38 protein-coding genes are annotated in these 25025 nt (G+C 63.1%); 26 read left to right on the forward strand and 12 right to left on the reverse strand.

Annotated elements, in window-relative coordinates:
• Window positions 1–11: 11 nt before the first annotated feature.
• A complete protein-coding gene (secD, locus tag RBJ75_RS05720; protein ID WP_276156261.1) occupies window positions 12–1613 on the reverse strand; it encodes a protein translocase subunit SecD in 1602 nt (533 codons plus the stop codon).
• A gap of 68 nt (window positions 1614–1681) precedes the next feature.
• Entirely contained in the window at window positions 1682–2128 is a 447-nt protein-coding gene (gene yajC, locus RBJ75_RS05725; protein ID WP_044415405.1) for a preprotein translocase subunit YajC, read from the reverse strand.
• 179 nt (window positions 2129–2307) lie between these two features.
• Here yajC and RBJ75_RS05730 point away from each other — a divergent pair, with 179 nt between their 5' ends.
• Window positions 2308–3279, forward strand: a complete 972-nt coding sequence (locus RBJ75_RS05730) for an ATP-binding protein (RefSeq protein ID WP_044415407.1) — start codon at window positions 2308–2310, stop codon at window positions 3277–3279.
• A 147-nt stretch (window positions 3280–3426) separates the two neighbouring features.
• On the opposite strand, the gene RBJ75_RS05735 is transcribed toward RBJ75_RS05730, so the two are convergent.
• From RBJ75_RS05735 to RBJ75_RS05775, 9 genes are all read right to left on the reverse strand, one after another.
• The gene (locus RBJ75_RS05735; protein ID WP_044415403.1) at window positions 3427–4803 is read right to left on the reverse strand and encodes a peptidoglycan DD-metalloendopeptidase family protein; all 1377 of its coding nucleotides are present in this window, start codon (window positions 4801–4803) and stop codon (window positions 3427–3429) included.
• A gap of 281 nt (window positions 4804–5084) precedes the next feature.
• Window positions 5085–5273 carry a hypothetical protein gene (locus RBJ75_RS05740; RefSeq protein ID WP_044415481.1) on the reverse strand — a complete coding sequence of 63 codons (189 nt, stop codon included), beginning with the start codon at window positions 5271–5273 and terminating at the stop codon, window positions 5085–5087.
• Window positions 5270–5632, reverse strand: coding sequence for a hypothetical protein (locus RBJ75_RS05745; protein ID WP_044415479.1), 363 nt, complete (start codon window positions 5630–5632; stop codon window positions 5270–5272). Before RBJ75_RS05745 ends, RBJ75_RS05740 begins: the two co-directional genes overlap by 4 nt.
• Before the next feature lie 144 nt (window positions 5633–5776).
• A complete protein-coding gene (locus RBJ75_RS05750; RefSeq protein WP_044415477.1) occupies window positions 5777–6979 on the reverse strand; it encodes a tyrosine-type recombinase/integrase in 1203 nt (400 codons plus the stop codon).
• A gap of 88 nt (window positions 6980–7067) precedes the next feature.
• Window positions 7068–7307 (reverse strand): hypothetical protein, encoded by a 240-nt coding sequence (locus RBJ75_RS05755; protein WP_044415475.1) that lies wholly within the window; start codon window positions 7305–7307, stop codon window positions 7068–7070.
• A complete protein-coding gene (locus RBJ75_RS05760) occupies window positions 7304–7618 on the reverse strand; it encodes a hypothetical protein (protein WP_152647817.1) in 315 nt (104 codons plus the stop codon). Before RBJ75_RS05760 ends, RBJ75_RS05755 begins: the two co-directional genes overlap by 4 nt.
• Window positions 7615–7800: a hypothetical protein gene (locus tag RBJ75_RS05765; RefSeq protein WP_044415471.1), complete on the reverse strand. Its 186-nt coding sequence runs from the start codon at window positions 7798–7800 to the stop codon at window positions 7615–7617. The genes RBJ75_RS05760 and RBJ75_RS05765 overlap by 4 nt, the downstream gene beginning before the upstream one ends.
• 85 nt (window positions 7801–7885) lie before the next feature.
• Window positions 7886–8014, reverse strand: a complete 129-nt coding sequence (locus RBJ75_RS05770; RefSeq protein ID WP_276156260.1) for a hypothetical protein — start codon at window positions 8012–8014, stop codon at window positions 7886–7888.
• Window positions 8015–8019: 5 nt separating this feature from the next.
• Window positions 8020–8436, reverse strand: a complete 417-nt coding sequence (locus tag RBJ75_RS05775; protein WP_044415470.1) for a helix-turn-helix domain-containing protein — start codon at window positions 8434–8436, stop codon at window positions 8020–8022.
• A 135-nt stretch (window positions 8437–8571) separates the two neighbouring features.
• Between RBJ75_RS05775 and RBJ75_RS05780 the strand changes: the two genes are divergently transcribed.
• Window positions 8572–8868 (forward strand): hypothetical protein, encoded by a 297-nt coding sequence (locus RBJ75_RS05780; protein ID WP_044415468.1) that lies wholly within the window; start codon window positions 8572–8574, stop codon window positions 8866–8868.
• Here the strand turns inward: RBJ75_RS05780 and RBJ75_RS05785 are convergent.
• Window positions 8835–9572, reverse strand: a complete 738-nt coding sequence (locus tag RBJ75_RS05785; RefSeq protein WP_044415467.1) for a helix-turn-helix transcriptional regulator — start codon at window positions 9570–9572, stop codon at window positions 8835–8837. The genes RBJ75_RS05780 and RBJ75_RS05785 overlap by 34 nt on opposite strands.
• 69 nt (window positions 9573–9641) lie before the next feature.
• On the opposite strand from RBJ75_RS05785, the gene RBJ75_RS05790 reads away from it, so the two are divergent.
• The 24 genes from RBJ75_RS05790 (at window position 9642) to RBJ75_RS05905 (ending at window position 24974) form a co-directional block, all read left to right on the forward strand.
• Entirely contained in the window at window positions 9642–9902 is a 261-nt protein-coding gene (locus RBJ75_RS05790; protein ID WP_044415465.1) for a hypothetical protein, read from the forward strand.
• Complete coding sequence (locus RBJ75_RS05795) at window positions 9899–10111, forward strand: hypothetical protein (protein ID WP_044415463.1); 213 nt, start codon at window positions 9899–9901, stop codon at window positions 10109–10111. The genes RBJ75_RS05790 and RBJ75_RS05795 overlap by 4 nt, the downstream gene beginning before the upstream one ends.
• On the forward strand, window positions 10108–10371 hold the full coding sequence (locus RBJ75_RS05800) for a hypothetical protein (RefSeq protein ID WP_044415461.1): 264 nt from the start codon (window positions 10108–10110) through the stop codon (window positions 10369–10371). Before RBJ75_RS05795 ends, RBJ75_RS05800 begins: the two co-directional genes overlap by 4 nt.
• The gene (locus tag RBJ75_RS05805) at window positions 10368–10712 is read left to right on the forward strand and encodes a hypothetical protein (protein ID WP_044415459.1); all 345 of its coding nucleotides are present in this window, start codon (window positions 10368–10370) and stop codon (window positions 10710–10712) included. Before RBJ75_RS05800 ends, RBJ75_RS05805 begins: the two co-directional genes overlap by 4 nt.
• Window positions 10712–11002, forward strand: coding sequence for a hypothetical protein (locus RBJ75_RS05810; protein ID WP_044415457.1), 291 nt, complete (start codon window positions 10712–10714; stop codon window positions 11000–11002). The genes RBJ75_RS05805 and RBJ75_RS05810 overlap by 1 nt, the downstream gene beginning before the upstream one ends.
• Complete coding sequence (locus tag RBJ75_RS05815) at window positions 10999–11325, forward strand: hypothetical protein (RefSeq protein WP_044415455.1); 327 nt, start codon at window positions 10999–11001, stop codon at window positions 11323–11325. The genes RBJ75_RS05810 and RBJ75_RS05815 overlap by 4 nt, the downstream gene beginning before the upstream one ends.
• Window positions 11322–11816, forward strand: a complete 495-nt coding sequence (locus RBJ75_RS05820; RefSeq protein ID WP_044415453.1) for a hypothetical protein — start codon at window positions 11322–11324, stop codon at window positions 11814–11816. Before RBJ75_RS05815 ends, RBJ75_RS05820 begins: the two co-directional genes overlap by 4 nt.
• A complete protein-coding gene (locus RBJ75_RS05825; protein ID WP_044415451.1) occupies window positions 11813–12166 on the forward strand; it encodes a hypothetical protein in 354 nt (117 codons plus the stop codon). Before RBJ75_RS05820 ends, RBJ75_RS05825 begins: the two co-directional genes overlap by 4 nt.
• Window positions 12166–12360 (forward strand): hypothetical protein, encoded by a 195-nt coding sequence (locus tag RBJ75_RS05830; protein WP_044415449.1) that lies wholly within the window; start codon window positions 12166–12168, stop codon window positions 12358–12360. Before RBJ75_RS05825 ends, RBJ75_RS05830 begins: the two co-directional genes overlap by 1 nt.
• Before the next feature lie 49 nt (window positions 12361–12409).
• Window positions 12410–13531: a toprim domain-containing protein gene (locus RBJ75_RS05835; protein WP_044415447.1), complete on the forward strand. Its 1122-nt coding sequence runs from the start codon at window positions 12410–12412 to the stop codon at window positions 13529–13531.
• Window positions 13521–13874, forward strand: coding sequence for a hypothetical protein (locus tag RBJ75_RS05840; RefSeq protein ID WP_276156259.1), 354 nt, complete (start codon window positions 13521–13523; stop codon window positions 13872–13874). Before RBJ75_RS05835 ends, RBJ75_RS05840 begins: the two co-directional genes overlap by 11 nt.
• Window positions 13875–13912: 38 nt before the next feature.
• Window positions 13913–15751, forward strand: coding sequence for a hypothetical protein (locus RBJ75_RS05845; RefSeq protein WP_044415443.1), 1839 nt, complete (start codon window positions 13913–13915; stop codon window positions 15749–15751).
• The gene (locus RBJ75_RS05850; RefSeq protein WP_152647814.1) at window positions 15751–16017 is read left to right on the forward strand and encodes a hypothetical protein; all 267 of its coding nucleotides are present in this window, start codon (window positions 15751–15753) and stop codon (window positions 16015–16017) included. The genes RBJ75_RS05845 and RBJ75_RS05850 overlap by 1 nt, the downstream gene beginning before the upstream one ends.
• A gap of 170 nt (window positions 16018–16187) precedes the next feature.
• The gene (locus RBJ75_RS05855; RefSeq protein ID WP_160297908.1) at window positions 16188–16481 is read left to right on the forward strand and encodes an HNH endonuclease; all 294 of its coding nucleotides are present in this window, start codon (window positions 16188–16190) and stop codon (window positions 16479–16481) included.
• Window positions 16482–16531: 50 nt separating this feature from the next.
• Window positions 16532–16783, forward strand: coding sequence for a DUF2312 domain-containing protein (locus tag RBJ75_RS05860; RefSeq protein WP_044406265.1), 252 nt, complete (start codon window positions 16532–16534; stop codon window positions 16781–16783).
• 125 nt (window positions 16784–16908) lie between these two features.
• Window positions 16909–17232: a hypothetical protein gene (locus tag RBJ75_RS05865; RefSeq protein ID WP_044406268.1), complete on the forward strand. Its 324-nt coding sequence runs from the start codon at window positions 16909–16911 to the stop codon at window positions 17230–17232.
• Window positions 17233–17749: 517 nt separating this feature from the next.
• Window positions 17750–18370, forward strand: coding sequence for a hypothetical protein (locus tag RBJ75_RS05870; protein ID WP_044406270.1), 621 nt, complete (start codon window positions 17750–17752; stop codon window positions 18368–18370).
• A 297-nt stretch (window positions 18371–18667) separates the two neighbouring features.
• The gene (locus tag RBJ75_RS05875) at window positions 18668–20236 is read left to right on the forward strand and encodes a hypothetical protein (RefSeq protein WP_044406273.1); all 1569 of its coding nucleotides are present in this window, start codon (window positions 18668–18670) and stop codon (window positions 20234–20236) included.
• Window positions 20237–20242: 6 nt separating this feature from the next.
• Complete coding sequence (locus RBJ75_RS05880) at window positions 20243–20707, forward strand: hypothetical protein (RefSeq protein WP_044406276.1); 465 nt, start codon at window positions 20243–20245, stop codon at window positions 20705–20707.
• A complete protein-coding gene (locus RBJ75_RS05885) occupies window positions 20670–20903 on the forward strand; it encodes a hypothetical protein (RefSeq protein ID WP_044406279.1) in 234 nt (77 codons plus the stop codon). The genes RBJ75_RS05880 and RBJ75_RS05885 overlap by 38 nt, the downstream gene beginning before the upstream one ends.
• Window positions 20904–21065: 162 nt before the next feature.
• The gene (locus tag RBJ75_RS05890; RefSeq protein ID WP_044406282.1) at window positions 21066–22559 is read left to right on the forward strand and encodes a portal protein; all 1494 of its coding nucleotides are present in this window, start codon (window positions 21066–21068) and stop codon (window positions 22557–22559) included.
• On the forward strand, window positions 22556–23038 hold the full coding sequence (locus RBJ75_RS05895) for a hypothetical protein (protein ID WP_044406285.1): 483 nt from the start codon (window positions 22556–22558) through the stop codon (window positions 23036–23038). Before RBJ75_RS05890 ends, RBJ75_RS05895 begins: the two co-directional genes overlap by 4 nt.
• On the forward strand, window positions 22956–23924 hold the full coding sequence (locus tag RBJ75_RS05900; RefSeq protein ID WP_080900883.1) for a hypothetical protein: 969 nt from the start codon (window positions 22956–22958) through the stop codon (window positions 23922–23924). The genes RBJ75_RS05895 and RBJ75_RS05900 overlap by 83 nt, the downstream gene beginning before the upstream one ends.
• Window positions 23925–24107: 183 nt before the next feature.
• Window positions 24108–24974, forward strand: coding sequence for a phage capsid protein (locus RBJ75_RS05905; RefSeq protein ID WP_044406290.1), 867 nt, complete (start codon window positions 24108–24110; stop codon window positions 24972–24974).
• Window positions 24975–25025: the final 51 nt, after the last annotated feature.

Consider the following 25025-nt stretch of genomic DNA (forward strand, 5'->3'; position numbering starts at 1 on the left):
GATTGGGGTCATTAGATCGGCACGTGTTGCGGCCGCTTCCACCGTACCCATGTCGCGACGATCAGGCGCGTCAGGGTGAAGGCGGTGAAGACCGTGGTGAGGATGCCGATACCCAGCGTCACAGCGAAGCCGCGCACCGGGCCGGTGCCGATATAGAACAACACGGCGGCGGCGATAAAGGTGGTGATGTTGGAATCCAGGATGGTCGACAGCGCGCGCTTGAAGCCGGCGTCGATCGCCGAGATCGCATTGCGTCCGCCGCGCAATTCCTCGCGGATGCGCTCATAGATCAGCACGTTGGAATCGACCGCGATGCCGACCGTGAGCACGATGCCGGCGATGCCGGGCAGCGTCAGCGTCGCGTTCAACAGCGACAGCACGCCGAAGATCATCGCCACGTTGATCGCAACCGCGATGTTGGCGAACACGCCGAACAGCCGGTAGGTCAGCAGCATGAACACGATCACCAGGATCGATCCGACATAGGCCGCAAGCTCGCCCTTCTCGATCGAATCCTGGCCGAGACCGGGGCCGACCGTGCGTTCCTCGATGATGGTCAGGGGCGCCGGCAGCGCGCCGGCCCGCATCAGGATCGACAGGTCATTGGCCTGCTGCACCGTGAAATTGCCGGAGATCTGCCCGGAGCCGCTGACGATCGGTTCGCGGATCACCGGCGCCGAGATCACCTCATTGTCGAGCACGATCGCGAATGGCTGGCCGACATTGTCGGTGGTGGCGCGGGCGAATTTGCGCGCGCCAAAGCTGTTGAAACGGAAGCTGACGATCGGTTCGCCGGAACGCTGGTCGAAGCCCGGCTGGGCATCGGTCAGGTCGGCGCCGGAGACCAGCACCTGCTTCTTGATCACATAGGGGATTTTCGGGCTTTGCGAACTCATCAGCACTTCTGAATCCGGCGGCACGCCGCCGCGCATCGCCTGGTCGGCCGGCACCGTCGGGTCGACCATGCGGAAATCGAGTTTCGCGGTCTTGCCGAGCAGTTCCTTCAGCCGGGTCGGATCCTGCAGACCCGGGACCTGCACCAGAATACGATCGGAACCCTGGCGCTGGATCAGCGGCTCGACGGTGCCCAACTCGTTGACGCGGCGCTCGACGATCTGGATCGACTGGTCGACCGACTGGCGGATCCGATCGGCGATCGCGGCCGGCGGCACGGTGAGACGGATCAGGCCGTCGCCGGCGTCGGACACATCGAGGCTGCGCTGGCCATTGGCGCCGAGCAAGCCGCCGAGCGGTTGCGACAGTTCGCGCAGCTTGGTCAGCGCGGTCGGCCGTTCATCGTCTTTGCTGATGCGGACCTCGACATAGTCGCCGCGCGCGGTGAGCCCCGTATAGGGAATCTTGTTCTCGCGCAGCACGCGGCGAACGTCGTCGCGGACCTGATCGAGCTTGTCCTTCTTGACCGAATTGGCATCGACTTCGAGCAGGATGTGCGAGCCGCCCTGCAGATCGAGGCCGAGCACCAGATGGCGCTGGGCCCATTTCGGCCAAGTCTTGACGGTATGCTCGGGGAAGAAATTCGGAACGGCGCAAAGGCACACCACCAGCGCAGACAGAATGATCGCCAGCGCCTTCCACCGCGTGAAATAAAGCATCGAGTTGTCCCGTCAGAATCCGATAATGGCGGCGCTTGCAGCGCCGCGAGGCGAACGCGCCGACCGCGTCAGCTTGCGGCTGGATCGTCCTTGGACGGCTCGGCCTTGGCGGCGTCCTTGTCCTTGGCGATCTCCTTGACGGCTTCCTTGGACTTTTCTTTGTCCTTCTCGCGGTCCTTGACAGTCTCCTTGGCGGGCTCACCCTTGGCGCGGACGCCAGTGATCATCTGGCGCATCTGCCGCACCCGCACGCCGTCGGAGACCTCGAACTCGATCTGGTCGTCATCGACCACCTTGGTCACCTTGCCGACCAGGCCGCCCGAGGTGATGATGGTGTCGCCGCGCCGGATGTTCTTCACCAGTTCGGCATGCTCCTTCACCTTCTTCTGCTGCGGCCGCAGGATCAGGAAATACATGATGACAAAGATCAGCGCGAACGGCAGAAGCGACATCAACATCGATTGGGTGTCGCCGCCGGCGCCGGCGGCCTGAGCAAACGCAGGAGTCACAAACATCGAATAATCCTCGTGAAATAGAGCGCGCCGGGCGACGAGGTGATCGTCGGCCGGCCTGGCAAATTCGCGCGGACTATAGCGGCCGCGGTCTCAATTGCAACGTCGCCACCCCCGCTCATTTTTGCCGCTTGCGGCTCCCGCCGGAGCGCAATAAGGCTGCACCTTCAGGAAGTTAAATGATGCCCAAAAAACCCAGCAAAACCGCGTCCCGCGCGGTCGGTAAGGCCGCGCCGTCGAAATCCCGCACCGCCGCGACAAAACGTCCCCGCAAGGCGGCAAAACCCGGCACGCAAGAGCGAATCGCCCAGGCTCTCGAGGCCATTCTGGCGCAGCTGTCCGCGTCGGCCGCGGATCGGCCCGGCGCCTCGCCGCTGGGCAGTGCCGACGCCTTCATCTGGCACCCGGAGGGACGGCTGGCGGGCGTTCCGAAAGTCAGCCGGGTCGACCTTGACCTGCTCCAGGGCATCGACCGGATGCGCGACATCCTGATCGAGAACACCGAGCGTTTCGCCACCGGCCTGCCCGCCAACAACGCGCTGTTGTGGGGCGCGCGCGGGATGGGCAAATCCAGCCTGGTCAAGGCGGCGCATGCCAGTGTCAATGCCCGGCCGGACGTCGCCGGACGGCTGAAGCTGATCGAGATCCATCGCGAGGACATTGAAAGCCTGCCGCTGCTGATGACGCAGCTGCGCGCCTCGAAATTCCGCTTCATCGTGTTCTGCGACGATCTGTCGTTCGACGGTAACGACGCCTCCTACAAATCGCTGAAGGCGGTGCTGGAAGGCGGCATCGAAGGCCGTCCCGACAATGTCATTCTGTACGCGACCTCGAACCGCCGCCATCTGCTGGCGCGCGAAATGGTCGAGAACGAGCGCTCCACCGCGATCAATCCGGGCGAAGCCGTCGAGGAGAAGGTGTCGCTGTCGGATCGATTCGGGCTGTGGCTCGGCTTCCACCGCTGCAGCCAGGATGAGTATCTGGCGATGGTGAAGGGCTATTGCGGCCATTTTGACATCAAGATCGATCAGGCCGAGCTTGAGCGCGAGGCGCTGGAATGGGCCACCACCCGCGGCTCCCGCTCCGGCCGCGTCGCCTGGCAATTTACCCAGGAGCTGGCCGGCCGGCTCGGCGTGCGGATCGGCGCCAAGTAGCGCGGTTTGATCCGCCGAGCCGGCATAGTCAGCCTGCCCGCACTGTGAGCCGCATCGCGACCGGGACGCGTACTACGCGCCGCGCAAACGAAAATGCCCGGCGCGAGGCCGGGCATCGTCGACGGTGATGGGTGAACTCAGCGGCGCTCAGGCGCCGTTGAGGAATTGCAGCGGGTCGACCGGCGACGATCCCTTGCGGATTTCAAAGTGCAGCTGGGGTGAGCCGACTTCGCCGGATTGGCCGGACTTGGCGATGGTCTGGCCACGCTTGACGGTCTCGCCGCGCTTCACCAGCAGCTCTTTGGCATGGGCATAAGCGGTGACGTAGCCGTTGGAATGCCGCACCAGAACCAGATTGCCGTAGCCCTTCAGCTCATTGCCGGCGTAAGCGACCACGCCGTCCTCGGCGGCCTTGACCGGCGTTCCCTCGGGTACCGCGACATTGATCCCGTCATTGGATTTGCCGTTGGTTTTGGCGCCGTAGCTGGTGATCACCCGGCCGCGCACCGGCCAGCGGAAGGTCGGCAACGCGCCGGTGGCTTCGGCGGTTTTCACTGCGGACTTGGTTGCGGTCGTCGCAGCTTCGGGAGTCGCTGTGGCGGTCGCCATGCGCACCTTCTGAACCGGTTCGGGAGCAGCCGCAGCCACCTTTACGGGCGTGCCGGTCGCTGGCGCCGCGGCGGCCTGCGTCGGCGCGGGCGCAGCGGAAGCCGTAGCGGTGCGCCCGGACGGCACCATGATCTTGGTGCCGATCCGCAGCTTGGTCTTGGTGTCCATGCCATTGGCGCGGGCAAGTTCGGAGAGCGGCAGGTGATTGCGGCGCGCAATGCTCATCAGCGTCTCACCGGGATTGACGTAGTGGACACGATTCGCCGCGGCGGGCTGGGCCGCAGCCACAGCGACCGGACGGCTGGCAGGGGCGGCAATCGGAACCGGCGGCTCCGCACTCGCCTGGCGCTGCGGAATGATCAGCGACTGGCCCGGCTGTAGCGAGCGCGGCCCGCGATAGCCGTTGGCGTGCAGAATCTCCGCCGTGCTTACATGATAGCGGCGCGCCAACCCGTCCAGCGTATCGCTGGTGCCGACGATGATCGTGGTGCCGGAGGCGCGAGGCGCTGGTTTGACCGCAGCGACCGAGCGCGGCGCCACGGCGCCGGTGGATTCCATCGGCGCCCTGGCCGGCGGCACATAGGAGCCGACTCCGCGTCCCCCGCCCGACACGCTGCCAGCGCTTGCAACCGGATAGCTGCGCGGCGCCGAGATCGGCGGCGGCAATGCTTGCGACTGATATTGCGGCTGGTATTGGGGCTGATACTGCGGCCGGTTATATTGCGGCAGCTGACGCTGCTCGTCATACACCGGACGCGCAGCCACCGAGCCGGTGGCCTCGCGGGTCGCGAACGGGTTTTCCTGGAAGCGCGTCTGCATATCGGCGCTGCAGCCGCTGAAACCGATCGACATCAACGCCAGCGCCGCGATCTGCGGCGCCCGGCGTGAGCTTAGTAACTCGATTACGCGGGACATGGTTACTCACTCATACGCAACATCAACTGTGATTTGAGTAAACACGTCTCCAGTAAACAAGGCTTTAACCCTGTCGCTCATTCGCCGCAGGAATTAATCGTTAACCATCAATTGGTTACCGGCTTGACGATGGGACAGAATGAGAACATGAGACATCCGGGAAAGTCTCACGTGAGACATTCTTCGTAAACCGACAGCCGCAGCTCCAAAGCTTTTCGCGCCTTTCATAGTCATCGGTGTCATGCCTATCCGGTTTGGACATACGGCCCTAGATGTTGTGGTCATGGCTTCGGCCTCCGTTTTCCTTTTATGGCGCGCGCGGCCTCCGCTTGGATATTCTCGTAGGACATTTCGATTTCTTCGGCGGCGTCCAGGCCGTATTGACCACCACGCTTTCGAAGCTGATCGACGGTCTGATACCCGCGAGCGATCTTCTTTAGCGCATCAAAATAAGACTGCTCGTTGCTCATCGGCGCACCGCTCGAATTGTGTCGCGGTATTCGATGACTGCACCCATCGCTCCAGCGCCGGGAATGTGATCGTGACGCTCTTGGTCGCTCGCTGGATTGATTTGCTCGTGAAGGCCAGCGGCGCGCTCCGTCGCCGCGTTAAAACCAGCCATAAAAGCTGCCCAGAGTGTTCCCTGCGCGCGCCGTTCACGTTGCTCAATGGGGTCCACGCGATTTGCTTCGGGCGCGCTGGCCTCTGCGGCAATCAGAATGGCGCTGGTCGCCCATTTGAACGTGTTCTTGAACTCGTCAGTCTGCTGGTAGGCGGTCCACTCGATCATCAGCGGGTGATCGGCGGGCACAGGTGACATGGCATTCATTGTGATTTCTCCCGTCTACATCTAGTAGGGTTTAGCGTTTGTGTGTGTTAACCGGATAAGCATGATCGGTGTTAAACGACTGTTCGTTGGTTACTCTGCCACACGCAACACACCGGCAGGCGATCGTTGCTGGTCCGCTGTAGCTCATACCGCCAGCCCTTCCCGCTCCATGTAATCCACAAGTTTTTTCACCGCGTTGTCGGCCAACTCGCCGTCCAGCGCGAGGTAATGCTTGAGGATGCCGTAGATCGAGGCCAGCGAGTGGCCGGTGATGCTGGCGATTTCCGGCACGGTGCAGCCGGCGCGGGCGTACCAGGTGACGGCGGTGTCGCGCAGATCCGGAAAGGTGAAGTCCGCCACGCTGGCGCAGCCGGCCTCGACGGCGGCGGCGCGCACCTGCTGGAAGTGGTCGGCGAAGGTGGCGCCGTTATAGGGCAGGCCGAGTCCCTCATTGATCACGATATTGGCGGCGGTGACGCGATAGCCCGCGCGGGCGCGCCGGGCCCTGCCCTGCTCGATCCGCTCCAGCAGCCGCGGCGCCATCGGGATCGACACCCGGGCGCCGGTCTTGCTCTGCACCAGCTCGATCCTGCTGTTGCTCGCGCTGCCCGGGATGAAGTTCAACACGTCCTTCTTGCGCTGCCCGGAAAACAGCCCGGTCAGCACGCCGTCGCCGATCGCCGACAGCACGACGCCGTTGCAGGCGACGGCGTCCGATGCGGCGACCAGCGCGACGATTTCGACGTCGCTGCCGATGCGCAGCCGCACCGGGGCCTGCGGCAGTTTGAGCCGGTTGGCGGGGTTTTCGATGGTGTGGCCCTGCACCTTGGGCAGCCAGCCGCGCAACCGGCCCCAGCTCAGCATCGACTGCAGCACCGCCATCATGCCCTTGGCCATGGCCAGCCCGCGGGCGGCCTGGACGCGCTCGTGCAGCGCCTTGAGGATGATCGGATCGAGGCTGCCGACCGGCGCGTGCCACAGCGGCTCGGCCTGCAGCGGGCGCACCCATTTGCGATAGGTCGCCTGCGAGCTCGGAGCGAGGCCCTTGACGCCGAGGGCGGCATTGCCGCGAAATTCATTGGAGCGGATATAGGCTTCCCACAGATCGGCGACGGTGCGGCCGCGCGGCACCGGCGGGGTTTTCAGCCTGCGCCCGGTGGCGCGCTGGGTGGCGATCTCCTGCTGCCGGGTCAGCGCGAAGCCGCGGGCTTCGTCCAGCGAAAACCAGCGGCCATCATCGTGGCGCAGATCCTGGCCCTTGAAGCCAAGCGCCCGCTCCCGAGCGCCCGGCACGAAGCGCGGTCGCCCGTCGCGCCAGGCGACATAGGGCAGTGAGATTTTCGCCATCGGTCCCTCAACCATCTAGCGACGCGAAGCGGGCAAGCCCGCCGCGCGGTGGTGGAACCGCCAGCCGATCACCGGCTGGCGGGCGGTGTCAAGATGCGTCGTAGTCTTCAAATGTCGGCCAGGCGGTGCTTTCGTAGACCTCCTGGGCCTTTCGCAAGGCAACCTCAGCAGCGCGCATGGCATGGCGCACGCCGCGTGGATCTGCGAAGACCCCGGCGCCGTTGCCCGGGGCCAGCGAGCGCAGCAATTGGTTGAGAGGCGAAACCAGCAGATGGTCGATCTGATTGGTGGCGGCCTGAGCGGTGAGGATTTTGTCGCTCGTGCTCATGCGTCCGCCCCGTAGTGCTGATGCAGGAAACTATTCCACTCGCCGTCGCTGGACGGCGCCGGCGGGGCGATGGCGTCGTTGGCGGCGGCGGGCGGCCGGCGCGGATCGTGGCGGGTCAGCCAGGCTTCCATCCCTGCCCGGTCATAGGCCTGCTTGCCCGTGCGGCTGATCGGCCGCGGCATGCCCTCGATCAGGCTGAGCTTGTGTCGGTTGCGATAAAAGGTGTTGACGTCCTTGTAGCCGAGCCGGGTGGCGATTTCCTCGGCACACATCGGCAGGTTGCGTTCGATTGCCTCGGGGGTCCAGATCACGATCGGCACTCCTTGCAGTTGGGGCAAGCGTGGTTCCAATGGCCGAGCGCGAGATAAGGCTGCCAGCCCTCGCTCTTGGCCTCGCTCAGCGCGGCCTCGAAGCCGCGTTCATTGGTGTCGAGATGTTCGGTGCAGCTGTCGCACTGGAACGACCAGGCGCCGCCATTGCGTTCGGCGCTCATCGCCGGCACCCCGCTTTCAGGGCAAACAGCATCATGGAGATGATGAACAGACCGAACAGAGCGTCGCCGACCGGCACTGAAACACTCATGGCCGCCTCTCAATAGGCGTCGGCGCGGCCGCCTTCTTTGCCGGCCACAGCGCGGCGGCGACGCCGGCGGATAGCGCCAGCGTGGTGAGAATCTGGATCGAGATCAGGATTGATACCATCGACATCGCCGCTACTCCGCGGCCTGTAGCGCCGGCTTGGCCAGCGCGACATTTTCGTCGATCTCGAGGATCAATTCGGCCTGGCGCAGCACCATCAGGCGCAATGTCGGGCTCAAGATGCGGTTGAAGACGCGCGCCAGTTTGACGCCATCCTTGGTTGCCAGCATTGGAACCGAGGCTGGATTGGCGATTTCAGTGGCGCCGCACTCCAGCAGGTCGGTGACAGGGCAATCCAACGCGCGCGCGATCATCACAATCCGGCCAGCGCTGACGCGATTGGCGCCCGTCTCGTATTTCTGGATCTGCTGGAATGTGATGCCGAGGGCTTCGGCGACATTTTCCTGGCTGACGCCCTGCTGCAACCGCGCCGACTTGATGCGGCGGGCGACGGCGAGATCTTCGGGGGTGGTCCGTTTAGGTGATGACATGCTCGGCTCCGTGCAAATCAGTGGAGCCACCACTACTATCTTGCATATAGAAAAATGCAAGCTTGCATTTTTAATCCGGCATCGTTTCACATGAAACGACCTACCGGAAGATTTATCCCCTGCTAGGATAGCCGGATGTTGATCGCGGCTGCGCTTCTCGTCATCAGCGGGGGATTGATCGGGGTCGCGGTTGCGCTCGACGCGCTCGCTCACCCACGGGTTGCCGTGGGTCTCATCACATTTGCTAATGCGGTGACCTGCGGCGCGGTCGCCATTTACCGCGAGCGCTACGATGATTTTTCAGATTTCGTGACGGGAGCGGCCGTTGCCCTGCTGGCCGGCGCAACCTTGAATTATCTGACGGTCAAGATCGGCACGGCAGTGGCAAAAGGCAGCAATCAGCGCATCGTCGACAGAGCGTGCGGCCGATAGCTTTGCTCGATGACACCGGCGATTTTCACCCGATCGCCATCGACCAGCACCGGCTTATAGGCCGTGCGATCATTGGCGGCGCCGACGAGAAACGGAGGGTCGAACACCCGCCATACCGTCTCTGCCGCTCCGTGCTGATAGTCGGTTATATGGGCACAAACGGCGTCTTGCGGCCTTGGCGACTGGCCTTCTTCCAGCATGCGAACGAAGACGATATCGCCGGAAAGATAGCCGACGCCCTCCAAAGCCATAGTTTTCAGGCGCCAGGCATACATATTCGCATGTCCGTGCAGGATAGCTGCGACAATGCGCCCAAGTTCGCCCTTCTCCCTGTGAACATCAAAGCGCGCGGCTTCTGTAAAGCCAATCAGGGGAGACCTACCACTTCGCGAGAACTCCTCCGGGCCCGGAACCTTATAGGCTCCCTTGATCCTCTCGATTGTCTCTGGCGAGAGAGTTCCCGAATAATCCTCGTTATTTAGCATCCGCGTCAAGGTCGTACTGGTGATGTTGGCACCAGCCGCCAGCTGCGTGGGCTTGAGCTGGGTTTTTTCCAGGACCTCGACCAGCCACGCGCGCTGACGTGTCTGCACGGCTTTTTTGGTCTCGCTGCGGCTGTTTTTGGTCGGCAATGTCCGGCTCCGGACGGCGTAAGTGCCTGCCGGAATATGCACGGAGTCGATCGCTGTGCCTTCGAAGAACATTTCGCTTGCCGATGTGCCGCAAATCAGATTTCGGTGTGCAAGTATGCACATTAAGCGGGATCGGTACCCTTGTCCAATCGGCTCCAGGATTTGACCAATCGCATCGCCGCCATCCGGCTGCAACGCAAAGCGATCGCGGCGAAAAGCGGGCTCGATGAAAGCACGATCGGGCGCACGCTCAACGTCGCCACGGTGCCGCTATCGTCGACCCTCGACAGGATCGAGAGCGTGCTGTCAGCCGAGGAAATCCGGCTCGCCCGCCATCTTGCCACCCTGCCCCATGTGCAGGCGGCATTGGCCGCCGATCGAGACGCATCGGAGGCCGCATGAGACCCGATGCCTCATTTGGCCCGCCCAAGGTCAACAGCCGGCCGACGTGGCGCGATGGCGCCGCCGATGAGGCGTTGATCATCATTGCCGGGGACATGTTCGCCGCCGGCTTCGATACGCGCGCGATCGCGGCGCGGCTGATCACCTCCGAGGCCGCGGTAGAGGCGGCGCTGCACCGCGCCCGCGAACGACAGAGGATCGGCGCATGAGCAATAGCGACATCATCAATCTCGGGTCGGTGCGCGCTGATCGAAAAGGCGACGCCCTGGCGTGGACGCCGCTGGAAGCGCTGCGCGACACCGTGGCACGGATCGAGCGCGGCGAGCTCAACCCGACCATGTTGTATATCGCCATGCGCGAATCATCCGGCGATGGCGGGGCAGATCATCCCTTCGTTAACGCTGGCACGAGCAATCTGGATTGTGTCGGCCTGCTGACGCAGCACCTGCATTTCAGGTGTGCTCCATGAGCGACGACGCAACCCTTTTCGGCGATACGCCCCACACCCAGCTCGACGCCGCGACGCGGCGCCAGCGCGGCGATATCGAGCGCGCATGCGGGCTGGATTTTGCCGGCTGCAACGTGGCGACCGCGGTGCTGGCGCTCAACGAATTCGACCTCGCCGCGCTGGGCCGCGGCGAGATCGGCCATCGCAGCGTCACCTGGCCAGCCGAGGCCAACGCCGCGATGGCGCGGGTGGTGGCGGATTTTTCGAGGCGCAATGGCGGCGCCAAGATCGTCGCCGTCACCGAGGCGATCGGCGGCGAGCCGGCCTGTTTCATCATGGCGATCCATTGGAGGGCGAAGTGATGATTGTGGTTCGCGTCGAGCTTCATAGCGCGATCTCTGGAAAGGTGACGGAGATTGCCCGAATGCTGATTTGCAATATCGGCGGTACAAACCGACGCGGCAACTATCAAGTGGAGACATTGCGCGGTCGGGACAAGGAAGCCTTGGATCGCCGCAGCGTCAACCGCAAGGCCGTTGTAACCAACTACCCACGACTTGATCTTCATGTGTGGCACCTGGTTGCAAGAGCATTACTCAACATGAGTTATGCCGATGAAAAATCAGCACTGACAGAGAGCCAAGAACCATGAGCGCGAGCGAACATATCCCGCTGCTGCGGCGGCTGCTGACGATCGCCGACAAGATGGTGGATGACCGCACCATCGACATCAGCGACGCGACGCTGCGGCAATTAAAAGGCGAGATCAAGCTGCAGCGCTTGCGGGTCGACGTGACGCATGGGCTGATCGATTACGAGGCGACCTGCCTGATCGAGACCATCGCCGAACTGGCCTATGCCCGCAGCGAACGCAGCGAGCGGCGGGAACAGCGCGCGATCATGTATATCAACTCGCTGACCTGCTTCATGTGGAGCGATCTTCGTGCCGCCGAAAAACGGTTGGCAGCATCATGATCGGGCAACTCGATCTGATCCGCGATACAGCACTCCGCGCCGATCCGCGGCTGACGACGCACCGGTCGCCCGCGCCAAACACACAATGTCAGGAGCGGATTTTGCGTCCGGATTGCCAAGGCCAAAGCCAACGCGCCTTCGCAGCGACGCGTGATGACGACACACTGGCCTCGACGGCGTTCTGCGGGTTTCTCGCCCTGGTGTGCCATCGCCGCGGGCTCGATTTTTCGCAGGTGATGATGCAATTGGCGCGGGTCGGCGAGCTGACGCGAGATCCCAACTGGCGCCAGGCCAGTCAGGCGCGCGAGATCGCGATCTATCTGACATCGATCATCTGCAACATTCGCAATGCCTCGCTGCATCGCGCGCTCGGCCTATCGCGCGCCGCGGTCTGCCTGGCGCTGCGCCGCGTCGAAGACCACCGCGACGACGCGGCTTTCGACGACGAAATCCGCGCCATCGTGCGCATGATGACAGGGAGGGACGAATGACATTCCGTCACCCGCTGCGCAACGAATGGGATCAGCATCGGGCGGCCTTCGCCGCGATGGCGCCGCAGGGCAATGCGGACGGCGCAATGGCGCGGTGCATGCTCGCTTTGGTGCCGCCATTCCTCGACGTGCTGGAAGTCGAGCGCGACAATCGCACCGATCCCGCGGCGATGTTTCAGGCAGTCGCCGCGGTGTCCGGCCTGCTGATCGAGAACGTGATCGAAACGCAAAACGCCCAGATGCCGCCGCGTGCCGCGCTGGAACGGATGCTGACAACCATTCATCGCGTCGTGGCGCCGAAGGTGACGCGGGCGCGGCGATCACCATTGATCCTGCCGGGGGATGTGTGATGGGCAACGCAACTGCCGAGACACTGCACCGCGTCCGTGTCGCCGCCTCGCGCGATGGCAGCGTGATGATCGTCGGCTACGGCCAGGAGGACGCCAAGATCATGCTGGATTGCCCCGAGGAGATCGCGCGGCAACTCACGCTTGATCTGATCGCAGCGGGTTACGGCCCGTCGCAACGCGGAGGCCAGGCATGAGCACCGCGCAGCTGATTTTGCTTACCACCTCTGACTGCGGGCCGCCAAAATGACCGTCCGCATCGAACCACGCGAGATCCGAGGGCTGCTGCAGCGCGATCTGACGCGGTTGCTCGGTGTGCTGTTTCCGCGGTGGCCGGTGACAACACCGATTTTCACGCCGCTCAATCCGACGCGCGACGACAAGCGGCCGGGCTCCTTTGTGATCTGGACGTCTGGCCCCGCCGCCGGCGGCTTCAATGAATATTCGCCTAGCGGGCCGATCTGCCATGGCGATGTGATCGACCTGATTTCATACGTCAACAAATGCCCCGGAGACCGACGCTTTGCGCTGCGCTGGGCGCGCGATTTTCTCGGGCTGGAAAAGATGGATCCTGCCGAGCTCGGTCGCATCAAGGCGAGCGCGCGCAATCAGGTATCCATCAGCAACGCCGCCGCGTCGCAGACATCCGCCGATCGGCGCAAAAAGGCAATTGCGATATGGCGGCGAACTTTGCCGATCGCAGGCACCGCGGCCGAGATCTATCTGGCTTCGCGGCGGATCGCCTATCAGCTGATCCCTAATCCGGAAGCCGATCTGCGCTTCATTCCGCGGCTCGAACATTGGAAAAGCGCGCAGTGGGATCGCTCGACGACGCCATGGACCAAGCTGCAGGACGGCTATCAAGGGCCGGCGATGGTTGCGGCGATGCGCAACCTGGCCGGCGATATTACGGCGGTGCATTGTACGTTTCTACGCGCCGACGGCAGCGGCAAGGCTGATGTGAGCGAACCGAAATTGATGCGCGGCGACGCCAAGGGATCGGCGATCCGGCTGACGCGCGGATCATCCAACCTGCCATTGGAGGAAGCACTGGCAGACGGCTTGATCGAAGGCCTCGGCACCGGCGAAGGTATCGAGAATTGCCTGAGTTGCGCTTTCGATATCAAGGACAGGATCTGGGCAGCCGGATCATTCGACCTGATGATGGCGCTGCCCGTCGACCACGCGGCATTCGATCCGATCTACTACCTGCTCGACAACGACAACAACGCCCAAGCCCGAGACAAGGTGCAGGACAGGATCGACGAGCTGAACAATCTCGGCAAGGCCGCAACTGCGATCCGCCCGCCGAATGGCGTCAAGGATTTCAACGATCTGATCAAGGGGGATGATGACGATGGCAAATAAACGCGACGCGATCCGCGCTCAACAGCGTAGCGGCTTGAGCAAGGGACTGGAACGGACATTTTCCGACACCGATCCGGCGATCGATGAGATGCAGACCGGCATGGGCAAGCGCTCGGCAATCGTCCGGGCAAAAAAGCAAAGCGACGCCAACAGCATGCCTGCGCTTAACACGCGATCGGAAAGCCCGACCGAAGCGATGAAAAGGCAGTTTTTGGCCCAGAATTCCACCGACCTTCGCGCCAAAAACGGTGCGCCGACGCTGGCACAGCGCGTCGCGGCCGAAGGCGTGCGCGCCTATGGCATCACCCCGCGCAAGAAATCAGATTTGAAATCAAAGAAATGATCGCAGCGGCCCTTTGGGTTGCTTGAGGTAGTACGGCTTTGGCAAAACGACCTGGCGGCAACCGCATTCGCGCGGCCTTTGCGGATGCACGGCAAGATATTGGCCAGCGGCAGGCGGCGGAAGATCCGGCGCCGCTGGAGCCGCGCGATGGCTATGCGGCGGGACATTGGCCCGGCGCTCCGTTCGACAAGCTGCCGCCGCAATGCCCGGTAATTCCGCTTGGTGTCGACGGCAAGACCACATTTTTCATCGACAGCATGGGACAGCTGATCTCCTTCGAGAGCATGAAGGAAGAAGGCCTGATGAAGCTATTCCGGGCCACGCCAAACTACGTCTATTGGGCGTGGCCTCGGTTCGACGCCAAGGCCGCGGCCAAGGGAGCGGTGCGGATCAACGGTTCTGAAGTCAAAAAGGCGATTGCCTGTCTGGAAAAGGGCGCCTCGACGCGCGGGCTTTTCGATCCTGCTAATCGGGTACGCGGCCGCGGCGCCTGGACCGACAAGAGCGGTCGGTTGATCTGGCATAGCGGCGACGCGCTTTACCGTGTCGACGGCCCCGCGCTCGTATCGTCGGCACCGGGAGAGGTCGACGGGGTATTCTATCCGCGGCGGGCCTCGATCCTGACACCATGGCCGGATGCGATCGCGCCTGAACAAAGCCCTGCCCGCGAGATCCTCGCGATGCTGCAGAGCTGGACGTGGGAACGGCCGAAGCTCGATCCGATGATTGTGCTGGGAGGCATCGGCACCATGTTGATCGGCGGCGCGCTGCCCTGGCGCCCGCATGTCGCTGCGATGGGCGACAAGGGCGTCGGCAAATCCGAAATGAACGCGCTGATCAAGGCGATCATGAGTAGCGGGCTGATCGACGCCGCCAACACCACGGAGGCCGGCGTGCGCCAACATATGGGGCTCGACGCGCTGCCGGTCGCGATCGACGAATTTGAGGCTGCTGAAGACAACCGCCGCGTGGTGGCGATTATCGAACTGGCGCGCATCGCCTGCTCGGGCGGCCGGCTGCTGCGCGGCGGCCAGGACCACAAGGGCGTGGAATTCATCGCGCGCAACGCCTTCTTCTGCAGCGGCATCAATCTACCGCCGATGAAGCCGCAGGATTTAAGCCGGTTCGCGGTGTTGAACCTGGGCAAGCTCGAGGTCGGCGACAAGCCGCCGCCGGTGATACAGGAAGAATGGGGCCGCATGCTGCTGCGCGGCCTGATGGATGCATGGCCGCGATTTCACAGCGTGCATGCCGACTGGAAGAACGTGTTGCGATCGGCCGGGATCGACGGCCGCGGCCAGGACACCTATGGCACGCTGTTTGCCATCGCGCAGCTGATGCTGGGCGTCGCCGACATGGAAGATTGCGGGCTGCCTGTGACTGATGAAGCCAGGCTCGGCAAATTGATTGCCGATGCAACGGCCGATGAGCGCGCTGAAAGCGTCGACAACTGGCGGCTGGCCTTTGAGCAATTGATAGCGTCGCCTGTCGAGCTGACGCGCTCCGGCGCCCGCGTAACGCTGGGCGGCGCGATCGAGGACGCGCAGAAGAACGGCGCCAACGGCTTCGACATTGAGAACGCCGATGAAGCCGCACGGCTGGCTGGCTGCAAGTTGATCCGCGAAGCCGATAGCGATGCGCCGCATGGCGCGGTGCGCTGGCTGCTCGCCGTGCCTCCAAAGGGACCGATGCTTGAACGGATGTTCAACCAGACGCGATGGTCACAAGGCGGATGGTTTCGCGCGCTGAAACAGGCACCACCCGATCTGGTGATCCGCGACCGCGGCAATAAGCAGGTGCACAAGATCAGCGGCGCGACGATGCGCTGCGTGCTGGTCGATTTGAAGGCTTACGACGACTACATGGGAGCCAGGTGATGAAGATACGGAGCAGGATTGCGTTGGTTGAAATGGCAAGACATGCAATGCATGAAGCCGCCGCTGATTTTGATCGCGCAGTAAAGGAGTATTTCCCGGTCGGAATAAAGATCGCCTGGCGCATCGGAGGATGCACCGGGAAATGCTGCCATGGAGAGGTGACGGGCGTCGGCTATCAAGATCGGATCAAAGTTCGAAACAGTAAAACAGGAAAAGAGCGTTGGATCAGGGGTTATGATCTCTATGACCCGGACCAAACGTCTTGAGCCGCCGTCGCCAGCCGACCACGATCGAAGACCTACTCGCACCGGACCGCGTGTGGGTGACGCCATGCGGTTGCTGGCTATGGCTCGGTGGTGACGATGGCTCGGGGAATTGGTGGGGTCGCGGCGCCTATGGTCGCATTCTGCGACCCGGCACCCGTCGGGTAATGCCGGTGCACCGCTACGTGTATGAGACCTTCAAAGGGCCGATACCGCCCGGCTACGACGTCGACCACATGTGCGCGCGCTGGGCGCTGGATGTGGCGGTGATCCGCAAATGCGTCAACCCGGACCATCTACAAGCGATCCCGCCGCACCTTAACCAACAACTAAAGTTGCTGCGCCGGCTCGGCTACGGCACCGAGGAAATGGAATTCGACAAAGAAGCCTATGAGGGACTAGAGCCGGCGGCACATCCTGATCCGCTGCTGGCGCCTGGTGAATGCGAAGCTGACGTTGTTTTCTGATCGCGTAGCGCGCGCCGCGCATCGGCGCTGACTTTGAGAGGGCAATAGCCATGAGCGACACCGCAACAGCCCAATTTGCGAAAGATCAGCTGAGGGCGATTATCGAACGCATCGAGCGGCTGGAGGAAAAAAAGAAGACAATTTCTGACGACATCCGCGAGGTCTATGGCGAGGCCAAAGGCAACGGCTATGACGTCGCCGCCCTGCGCGCAGTCGTGAGGATGCGCAAGCAGGACGCCAACGAGCGGGCCGAACAGGAAACCGTGCTCGAGACCTACATGCAAGCGCTTGGCATGCTGTGAGGTGATTGACACCAGCCACAAGCACTGGCTGCCGATCGCGCCCGCGCTCTTGCGCGGATCAGCGCGACGGCATGTCACGCGCTCCGCGCGTGTCCGTAATTTCTACTTCAGAGAGGAAACTACTAATGACAAAGACAGAGCACTCTGATGAAGATAAAGCACATATTGCGCTGGTCGACAGGTATCTAAGACCCGGCGACCTCCTGACCTATACGGTCTGCATGGGGCGGCTACGCGAAGCAATCTATGAGTACCGCGAGGGATATTGGATCATCGGCAAGCCAACACGCGAAACGCGCGACGCCGAGGGTTGGAAAGGTCGAGAATTCAGCGATCACCTAGAGGACATTTCACCGAGACACGTCACCCACATCAACCGCGACCCGGTGGAGGCAATCCCGATGCTGATCGAAATCGATCCCAAGTGGCAACATCGAGCCGAAGCGTAACCGGCCTCGGACGGATCTTTCTCCACTGTGCCACGTAGTTGGGGCCCCAGCTCCTCTAACCCACCGCTTAAGGTCTGACCCATGGCTCACGCGCTTTATCCCGCCACCCGCACCCTCGCGCCCGCGTTCCGCCTTACCCTCGCCCCTTACCCAATTAGCTGCGCGCTTAACACGCGCGGCGATGTGAGAAGGATCAGACATGAGAAGACGCCAAACGCGGCGGTTACAGCGGTTACACAGGGTTACAGGGGCTGTAACCGTGAAATATCAGCAAAATCAAACACTTACGCAAAAAATTACAAGGTTACAGCGTTACGCATCATACGCACATGCGCGCGCGCGCGCGTGTGGTGAGTGTTGTAACCTTGTAACTTTGTAACGGGCATATATAAATGATTGATATTATTGACGAATTGGCGGTTACAGCACGGTTACAAACGGCAAAGCCGTGTAACCGCCGCGGTTCTGTGAGCTCGATCTGCGTGAAAACGCCAATAAACAATGGGGATTTCCGCTCATGAGCGCCGACCGCGAAGCCGATAGGACCGCTAAAGCCGCGGTTGAGGGCACACACGCCGGGTCTGGCTGTGGCAAATCCGCGGCCGCCTCGAGCCGCGCCGACCTGCCTGATGCTGACGCTGGGCTGTTCGGTGGCGCGATCCAAGCTGTGGCGCCACGGGCTCCGGGGAGACCTGAAGGGTCGCAGAACGTCCGCACCAACAAAACCTGGCAGATTGCGGTCAATCGCTACGGCGATCCGCTGATCACCTCGGTCGCGCTCGGCCAGATGAACACGCTGGATCTGATCCGCGAGCTGCGAAAGATCGCCAGCGACGCCGGGATCAAGCTTGGCATGACGGTTGGCGACGTGCTGGCGTTCCAGCGCGCGTGCCGCGTCGATGCGCTGCCTTACGGGCATGCGAAGCGGGTGGCGGTGACCGAAAATGGCGAGGACGCGCTGCCGATGATCGTGATGGGCCACTATCGGCCGACCGCGAATGTGCAGGTCAATGCGCCAGGCGTGAGCCTTGAGGAGGCGCTGGCGGCCCGAACAAATACGCAGATGGATCAATCGCTTAGCCAGATCGATGGCCGCGTGTCTCACGACGGAAAGTCTCACGATGACGCAACCGATTGATATCATACAGCAATCCAGCCACGCGCAGTTAATCGGAACTTACCTCTGCGCGACCGCGCCGCGCGCTGCCTCGGCCGCGCCGATCGCCTGGCCGCGCGCGACCCCCCGGGGGGCCTTCGCCCGCGCCCGCGCCGCCCGGCGGCCCTTAAAATTCAATTCGCCCATCCCCCCCTGGGGGGCAGGTCCTCACACCCGCCGGTCTGCCAGCACTCACTTGTCGCGGAGAAAAAGTTCTGGCGACGGAGGCGCAGGGCGCGGGCCTGGGCCGCGCGTGGGATACGGGATCGGGGGGGCGCGATGACCGACGCTCCGATCGACTGGTCGATCCCGAATGAATTCGAGCTGCCGCCCGGCACCACGCTGCCGCAGATGGCGGGCGCCGAGATCAATCCGATGATGTTCGATCCGCCCGGGTTGGTCGGTGAGAGCTACATGTTCGCGATGGATGAGATCGCCTACATCATGGGGCCGATCGGTTCGGCGAAGACCACCTGCTCGATCTTCAAGATCCTGCTGTTCGCAATGCGGATGCCGGCCTGCGCCGACGGCGTGATCCGGGTTCGCGGCATGGTGCTGCATGCTAATTTCCGCGCGCTGTACCGCACCGCCAAGCCGTCGATCGATCAGTTCTTCAAGCCGGGCTCGCCGGGCGTCAGCTACAGCGGCGGGCAGGATCGGCCGTTTCAATACGTGCTGCGCTTTGCGACGCCGTCCGGCAAGAGCCTGCAGATCGTCCTCGACGGCTTCGGTATCACCAAGGACACCGCCGAAGAATTGCTGCGCGGCTATCAGGCCAATTTCGCCTGGTGCGTCGAGGCCGATCTGCTCGATCCGGAAGTTCCGGAAATGGCCTATTCCCGCGTCGCGCAGGGCCGCTATCCCGGCCGCCATCTGCTCGCCGAACCGGACGCGGATATTCCCGGCGGCGTGTGGGGCGATCTCAATCCGCCGAACATCACCAACTACGTCTACACCGACTTTGTCGAGGCGCCCCGCGCCGGCTACAAATTCTATTGGCAGCCGTCAGGCCTCGCCGAGAACGCCGAGAACCGCAAGTACACGCGGCTTGAGGACTACCAGAAGCTCGACCGCACGCTGAAAAAGGACAAGGCGCGCCGGCTGGTGCGCTCGCAATTCGGCGTGCAGGGCGACGGCGCGCTGGTCTATGGCGAGGAATACGATCACGACATCCACTGCGCCAAGCAGAAGCTCGCGCCGCTCGATCTGCCGCTGGTGCTCGGCGCCGACGCCGGCGGCTCGCCCGCGCTGATCATCGGCCAGGTCACGCCGAAAGGCCACATGCGCTGGATCGACGAGCTGGTGACAGATCCCGGCACCGGCGCCGGCCGCTTCGCCGAAATGCTGATCAACCTGTTGCAGGCGAACTATCGCGGCCTGCCGATCCGCGCCGGATGGGGCGATCCATCAGCGTTTCACGGCGCCGACCGGCTAGCCGGCGAATTGTCGTTCATGGAGATCGTCGGCAAGTCGATCGGCATCCAGATGTTGCCGACCGTGACCAACGAGCCAAGCGTGCGGCAGGAAAGCGTCGCCTGGTTTTTGCGCCAGCGTTGCGACAGCGACGGCGTGCCGTGGTTTCTCTACTCGCCGCACATGAAGGTCACGATGGGTGGCTTCCAGGGCGGCTTCATCATCCGCAAGAACGCGCAGGGCTCGGCCGATACCACGGCCTTCGTCAAGAACAAATTCAGCCACGTGCACGAAGGCGGCCAATATCTCTGCTACGGTTTCCGCGGCCATGCCGGCGTGATCAACGACGCCGCCCGCGCCGGAAGGCCGGGCGACAACGTCATCCCGATCCGCGCGGTGCGGGTCAACAGCAATTTTAGCGCTTACGATACGTGACGGGTCATGATCCGCGCCGTTACGCCCTGCCCGTTCGTCGATGTGGTCGACCTGTATCAAGCGGCCACGCCGATGAAGCCGCGATCCACGGCTGCGGTGCTGTTGCAGGCGGCGCGGTCGGAATCGATCGGCTGGTATGCCGGCGACCGGCTGATCGCCGCCGCGCTGTTTTACCCGATCGATCCGGAGCGACCGGGCGAGGATCTGCGCGAGCTCGTCTTCGTCTGCCTACCCGATCTCGCCCGCCATCTGACGGCCTTCATACGCACCGCGCGCTTAACACGATCCCGGCTCGGGCAGGATGCATCCATTCGGATCAGGGCTCATGTCCGGTCCGGCCACCTTCCCGGCGCTCGCCTGGCGCGGCTATGCGGGTTGAGGTTGGTCGGACCCGCCGGTCGCTTTGATTGCTGGGAAGCCGAGGGACCATTCGATGAACGCATTCGTCAAAGGCGTGCAGAGCCTGTTTAGCGGACCGGACACATCCGCGGCGAAAAAGCAAAGCGAGGAACAATCGCTGGTTTTGGCGAAACAGGCCGAAACCTTGCAAAATCAAGATCAGGAACAGCAAAGCCAGCTTGCCAAGGTGACGCGCGTGCCGCGCGGGCGACGGTTGTTGCTGGCCGCGACCGGCGAACAGGGCGTGTCGTCCACGCTTGGCGGCTGATCAGTGGCGAAGAAACCCCGCAATACCCCGCCGACGACGTCCGATGTGCGGGCTGCTGACAGATCTGGTCAGCAGCCCGCGGCTAGCCCGCCGCGAATTGACCTGGCCAGCCACAAGAAGCGGGCGCAACGGGCGTGGTCCAACCGCGCGTTCTGGGATGGGTTGTATAACGACGCCTACGAATTTGCGATCCCCTACCGCCAGCCGGCGTCCAAAGTCGGCAAGGGATCGCAGCGGGTCGAGCGGGTCTATGATGCGACCGCGATCAAGTCAGCATTTCAGTCCGCGGGGCAGTTACATCAAGATCTGTTTCCGCCCGGTTTTTTCAAGCTCGCGCCCGGCCCGATTGCTAATCTGCGGCTCGACAAGGAAGGCAAGGCGGCGATGGCCGCCAAGCTTGAGGAGATCACCAGCGTCGTTTCGGCGTTCTTCCAGTCCGGCGAATTCGATATGGCGTCGGCGGAAACCTGCCTCGATCTCCTGGTCGGAACTGGCGTGTTATTTCCGCTGGAAGGCGACGACGACAACCCGGTCCGCTTCATCTGCATCCCGTTCGACGAAATTGCAGTGGACAACGACGCCTATGGCAAGGTCAACGCGATATTCTGGCAAACGCGGCTGACGCGCCGGGCAATCTATGATGCTTTTCCTGACGGCACCTTTCCGGCCGACTTCATGGGGCAGCACAATTCCGCACCTGATGAGGAAATGGACCTCGCTCAGGATTTCATCTTTGACCCCAAAGCCAAGCGCTGGATCTTCTGTGCCTACCTCACATCGTCAGAGGTGCCGATCACCGAGGAGGATTATCGCACCCAGCCGATGGCGGTTGGCCGTTATCATCGCGTGCCTGGCGAACCCTATGGCCGTGGTCCGATCCTGCTCGCACTGCCGACGATCAAGACGTTGAATAAGGCCGTCGAGCTGACATTGAAGGCCGCGGCGATCCAGATGCTCGGCATCTGGGGTTATCGTCCCGGCGGCGCGTTCAATCCGGACACGGTGCGGCTCGGCCCCGGCGAGTTCTGGCCGATGCAGGCGACCGGCGGCGTGCTCGGCCCGGATGTCACCCGCCTCGACGTCGCCGCCGGCCGCATCGACGTGTCGCAGCTCGTCATGCAGGAGCTGCGGATGCAGGTGCAGGCGATGCTCGGCGACGACAGCCTGCCCGACAAGGGCGCGACGCCGATCAGCGCCTCGGAAGTCATGGCGCGGATGAAGCGCATTTCGCAGAACTATCTCGGCGCCTATGGCCGGCTGGTCAACGAGATTGTGCCGGTGATCGTGCGCCGCGTCATCGAGATCCTGTACCGCCGCAAGCTGATCGACGTTGATATCGAGATCGACGCGCTGCTGGTCAAGATCGACGTGCTGTCGCCGATCGCCAGCGCCGTGAAGGCGGCGGCGCACAGCCGGATCATCGAATTCATTCAGCTGGTTGTCGCCGTCAAGGGCTCGCCGATGGCTGCGGACCTAATCGTCAAGATCGACGACGCGCTGCGGGCGATCGGCGAAGAACAATTGCCGGCCTCGCTGATCCGCACGCCAGCCGAACAGAAGGCCCTTGAACAGCAAATGGCGGCCGCCGCCGCCCAGATCGCCGCCGCGCAGGCCGGCGGCGGCCAGCAACAACCAGCTGGAGCCGCCGCCGCATGAGTGGACCCGCCGTCAATCCCGCCCATTTTGGGCCGCGCCAGGCGCAGCCGCTCGACGGCCTTTCGCTCGACGCCAAGAGCATCCTCGAAGGCCTGTTCGACGCGCCGAACGCGAAGGACATGCCGGCCTTCGCCCGCGCCGCGATCGAGCAGAACGAGCGCATCCGCAACCTCGCCGCCCGGCTGCTCGGCGAGGGCGACGGCGAAGAACTGATGGAGGCTTTGTGCGACGTTACACTTCGGCGCGCGACCTTTATCACCCAAATGGGAATGCCGTCGGATCAGGTGCTTGCGATGGGCCAGTTCCGCGAAGGCATGGCCGCTACCGTCTACCTGCTGCTGGCATGGATCGCCGAGGGGCGAAGCGAGCAGCAGCCAAACCGAGAGGGAACGATCGATGTCTCGAGAGCCAAGCGCCGCCGCCAGTCCAAGCCCCAGCCTGCAAAACCGCCCGCGAAGCGCGTGGCCCGCAAGCGCTAGCCATATCTCGACGCTGCAGCGGCCCTATGGCGCGCCGCGATTTCTTCTGGATGAGAACGCGCCGTCCGCGTCGCCGCCCGCAGCACCGCCCGTCACGCCGCCGGCCGCGCCGCCGCCGGTCGCCCCCCCTCCGGCGCCAAGTCCCTCTGGCGGCCCGAGCGGGCAGCCCTCCGGCCCGTATCGGCCGGAAGGGCTGCCCGATCACTACGTTGGCAAGGATGAGCGCGAGACGATTGACAAGCTGTTCCGGGCAGTCGACGGCTTCCGCCGCACCGAGGGCGACCGCGGCGTGGTGCCGAAGACGGCAGCGGAATACCAGTTCGAGGCTTCCGACAAACTCAAGCCGTTTATCGGCAATCTCGACAAGGACCCCGTGTTCAACAGCACCCGCGAACTGGCGTTGAAAGCCGGCATTACCGACAAGCAGTTCAAGGCCTTCCTGCCCGCCGTGCTGGAACACTTCGTTGATGGCGGACTGGTCGATCAGCCGATCGACGCCAAGGCCCAGCTGCGCGCCATGGCAGGCCCCAATGCCGCCAATCTCGACGAAGCAGCGAAGGAAGCGGCCGGCGCCAAGCGCGTCAGCAGCAACGTCGCATGGGTCGACGGCGCCAAAGCGCAGGGGATGTTTCCCGATCCTGTCGCGGAGTTTTTTGCCGCTTCGCTGGCGTCAGATCCTCGCGCCCACGAGGCCATCGAATGGCTGCGCGGCAAGAGCGCGGAACCCAAGCCGGCGCTCGGCGGCGCCTCGGGTGGATCTGCGGCGGGCGCCGAAGCGTTGCAGCAGCGCAATCTCGATCCGCGCAACAACCCCAATAGCGCAACCTTCGATCGTGGCTTCGCAGCCGAAACCGATCGGCTGTTTCAGGCGCAATACGGCGCCTAATCGCGAGCCCCGCGCTTAACACGGCTCCACTGGCTGCATGTTCGAAGGCGACCGCGAGGGATGGACCTCCGGTCGCCTTCTGCAATTCGGGGCCGTCTTATGGCGTGCCGGCCGGACCGGACAGGCGACGGGGCAATCGGCCGGCAGCGGATGACCTTGAAACCCTCATCCAGGATTTACGCCATGAGCATCAACGCCCCGAACTGGTATACCATCCAGTACGATCAGAAAGTGAACCACCTGCTGCAGTCGGAAGGCTTCCTGCTGCGCGGCACCACGCAGGCGCCGGTCAATGTGGTCGGAAACACCTTGCAGTTCTTTTTCATCGGTCGCGGCGAAGCGACCGAGATGAGCCAGGCGATCGAAATGATCACCCCGGCCAATCTCGACAAGACCACCAAAGATGTGACGATGAAGGACTACCAGTTCGCCGAATTCATTCGTCACGGCGAAGTGGAGCGCATCAGCGTTGAATTCAAGTCGGCCATTCAGGAGGCCGGCTCGATGGCGCTTGGCCGCAAGTTCGATCGTGTGATCCTGCAGGCAATGGACAATGAAGACACCGCAATCGACACCATCGGCGACGGCTCCGCGGCGATCTCGCCGATCGACGTCTCGACCGGCAAGGCCGAGATCAACGCGCTCGGCATGATGAAGATGAACGAGTTCTATCTGCCGGTGCCGTCGATGAGCTGGGAACAGCTGAAGCTCTACAAGGTGTTCAACAACTCCGACTACACCGGCCCTGACCTCAACTTCAAGAACGGCGTTGAGGCCAAGACGTGGAATGGCGTCCACTTCTTCCAGCTCCCCGATGAGGCATTCACCTCGCCGTCCGCCGGCGTGGTCGACACCTATCTGTGGAACAAGCGGACGGTTGGTTTCGGGTCGAACTACGCGATCAAGACCAACATCACCTACGAGAACCTGTTCACCGCGTGGCTGTACAACTCGACGATGTCGGGCGCCGCCAAGGTGCTGCAGACCGAGGGCGTCAAGCGCCTGCGCATCAAGATCAACGATCCGCTGACGATTGACGGCGGCGCGTAGCCCGCGCCGTCGCTGCCAGCGTCCGTCTTCCGCTCAACAGATCAAGGATCA

The organism is Rhodopseudomonas sp. BAL398 (assembly GCF_033001325.1).
In the GTDB taxonomy this organism is placed as follows: Bacteria; Pseudomonadota; Alphaproteobacteria; order Rhizobiales; family Xanthobacteraceae; genus JARJEH01.

Coding starts and splice junctions, on each gene's coding strand:
- secD (WP_276156261.1), bottom strand. CDS start 1,613: ATGCTTTATTTCACGCGGTGGAAGGCGCTGGCGATCATTCTGTCTGCG.
- yajC (WP_044415405.1), bottom strand. CDS start 2,128: ATGTTTGTGACTCCTGCGTTTGCTCAGGCCGCCGGCGCCGGCGGCGAC.
- RBJ75_RS05730 (WP_044415407.1), top strand. CDS start 2,308: ATGCCCAAAAAACCCAGCAAAACCGCGTCCCGCGCGGTCGGTAAGGCC.
- RBJ75_RS05735 (WP_044415403.1), bottom strand. CDS start 4,803: ATGTCCCGCGTAATCGAGTTACTAAGCTCACGCCGGGCGCCGCAGATC.
- RBJ75_RS05740 (WP_044415481.1), bottom strand. CDS start 5,273: ATGAGCAACGAGCAGTCTTATTTTGATGCGCTAAAGAAGATCGCTCGC.
- RBJ75_RS05745 (WP_044415479.1), bottom strand. CDS start 5,632: ATGAATGCCATGTCACCTGTGCCCGCCGATCACCCGCTGATGATCGAG.
- RBJ75_RS05750 (WP_044415477.1), bottom strand. CDS start 6,979: ATGGCGAAAATCTCACTGCCCTATGTCGCCTGGCGCGACGGGCGACCG.
- RBJ75_RS05755 (WP_044415475.1), bottom strand. CDS start 7,307: ATGAGCACGAGCGACAAAATCCTCACCGCTCAGGCCGCCACCAATCAG.
- RBJ75_RS05765 (WP_044415471.1), bottom strand. CDS start 7,800: ATGAGCGCCGAACGCAATGGCGGCGCCTGGTCGTTCCAGTGCGACAGC.
- RBJ75_RS05770 (WP_276156260.1), bottom strand. CDS start 8,014: ATGTCGATGGTATCAATCCTGATCTCGATCCAGATTCTCACCACGCTG.
- RBJ75_RS05775 (WP_044415470.1), bottom strand. CDS start 8,436: ATGTCATCACCTAAACGGACCACCCCCGAAGATCTCGCCGTCGCCCGC.
- RBJ75_RS05780 (WP_044415468.1), top strand. CDS start 8,572: ATGTTGATCGCGGCTGCGCTTCTCGTCATCAGCGGGGGATTGATCGGG.
- RBJ75_RS05785 (WP_044415467.1), bottom strand. CDS start 9,572: ATGTTCTTCGAAGGCACAGCGATCGACTCCGTGCATATTCCGGCAGGC.
- RBJ75_RS05795 (WP_044415463.1), top strand. CDS start 9,899: ATGAGACCCGATGCCTCATTTGGCCCGCCCAAGGTCAACAGCCGGCCG.
- RBJ75_RS05800 (WP_044415461.1), top strand. CDS start 10,108: ATGAGCAATAGCGACATCATCAATCTCGGGTCGGTGCGCGCTGATCGA.
- RBJ75_RS05805 (WP_044415459.1), top strand. CDS start 10,368: ATGAGCGACGACGCAACCCTTTTCGGCGATACGCCCCACACCCAGCTC.
- RBJ75_RS05810 (WP_044415457.1), top strand. CDS start 10,712: ATGATTGTGGTTCGCGTCGAGCTTCATAGCGCGATCTCTGGAAAGGTG.
- RBJ75_RS05815 (WP_044415455.1), top strand. CDS start 10,999: ATGAGCGCGAGCGAACATATCCCGCTGCTGCGGCGGCTGCTGACGATC.
- RBJ75_RS05820 (WP_044415453.1), top strand. CDS start 11,322: ATGATCGGGCAACTCGATCTGATCCGCGATACAGCACTCCGCGCCGAT.
- RBJ75_RS05825 (WP_044415451.1), top strand. CDS start 11,813: ATGACATTCCGTCACCCGCTGCGCAACGAATGGGATCAGCATCGGGCG.
- RBJ75_RS05830 (WP_044415449.1), top strand. CDS start 12,166: ATGGGCAACGCAACTGCCGAGACACTGCACCGCGTCCGTGTCGCCGCC.
- RBJ75_RS05835 (WP_044415447.1), top strand. CDS start 12,410: ATGACCGTCCGCATCGAACCACGCGAGATCCGAGGGCTGCTGCAGCGC.
- RBJ75_RS05840 (WP_276156259.1), top strand. CDS start 13,521: ATGGCAAATAAACGCGACGCGATCCGCGCTCAACAGCGTAGCGGCTTG.
- RBJ75_RS05850 (WP_152647814.1), top strand. CDS start 15,751: ATGAAGATACGGAGCAGGATTGCGTTGGTTGAAATGGCAAGACATGCA.
- RBJ75_RS05860 (WP_044406265.1), top strand. CDS start 16,532: ATGAGCGACACCGCAACAGCCCAATTTGCGAAAGATCAGCTGAGGGCG.
- RBJ75_RS05865 (WP_044406268.1), top strand. CDS start 16,909: ATGACAAAGACAGAGCACTCTGATGAAGATAAAGCACATATTGCGCTG.
- RBJ75_RS05870 (WP_044406270.1), top strand. CDS start 17,750: ATGAGCGCCGACCGCGAAGCCGATAGGACCGCTAAAGCCGCGGTTGAG.
- RBJ75_RS05875 (WP_044406273.1), top strand. CDS start 18,668: ATGACCGACGCTCCGATCGACTGGTCGATCCCGAATGAATTCGAGCTG.
- RBJ75_RS05880 (WP_044406276.1), top strand. CDS start 20,243: ATGATCCGCGCCGTTACGCCCTGCCCGTTCGTCGATGTGGTCGACCTG.
- RBJ75_RS05885 (WP_044406279.1), top strand. CDS start 20,670: ATGAACGCATTCGTCAAAGGCGTGCAGAGCCTGTTTAGCGGACCGGAC.
- RBJ75_RS05895 (WP_044406285.1), top strand. CDS start 22,556: ATGAGTGGACCCGCCGTCAATCCCGCCCATTTTGGGCCGCGCCAGGCG.
- RBJ75_RS05900 (WP_080900883.1), top strand. CDS start 22,956: ATGTCTCGAGAGCCAAGCGCCGCCGCCAGTCCAAGCCCCAGCCTGCAA.
- RBJ75_RS05905 (WP_044406290.1), top strand. CDS start 24,108: ATGAGCATCAACGCCCCGAACTGGTATACCATCCAGTACGATCAGAAA.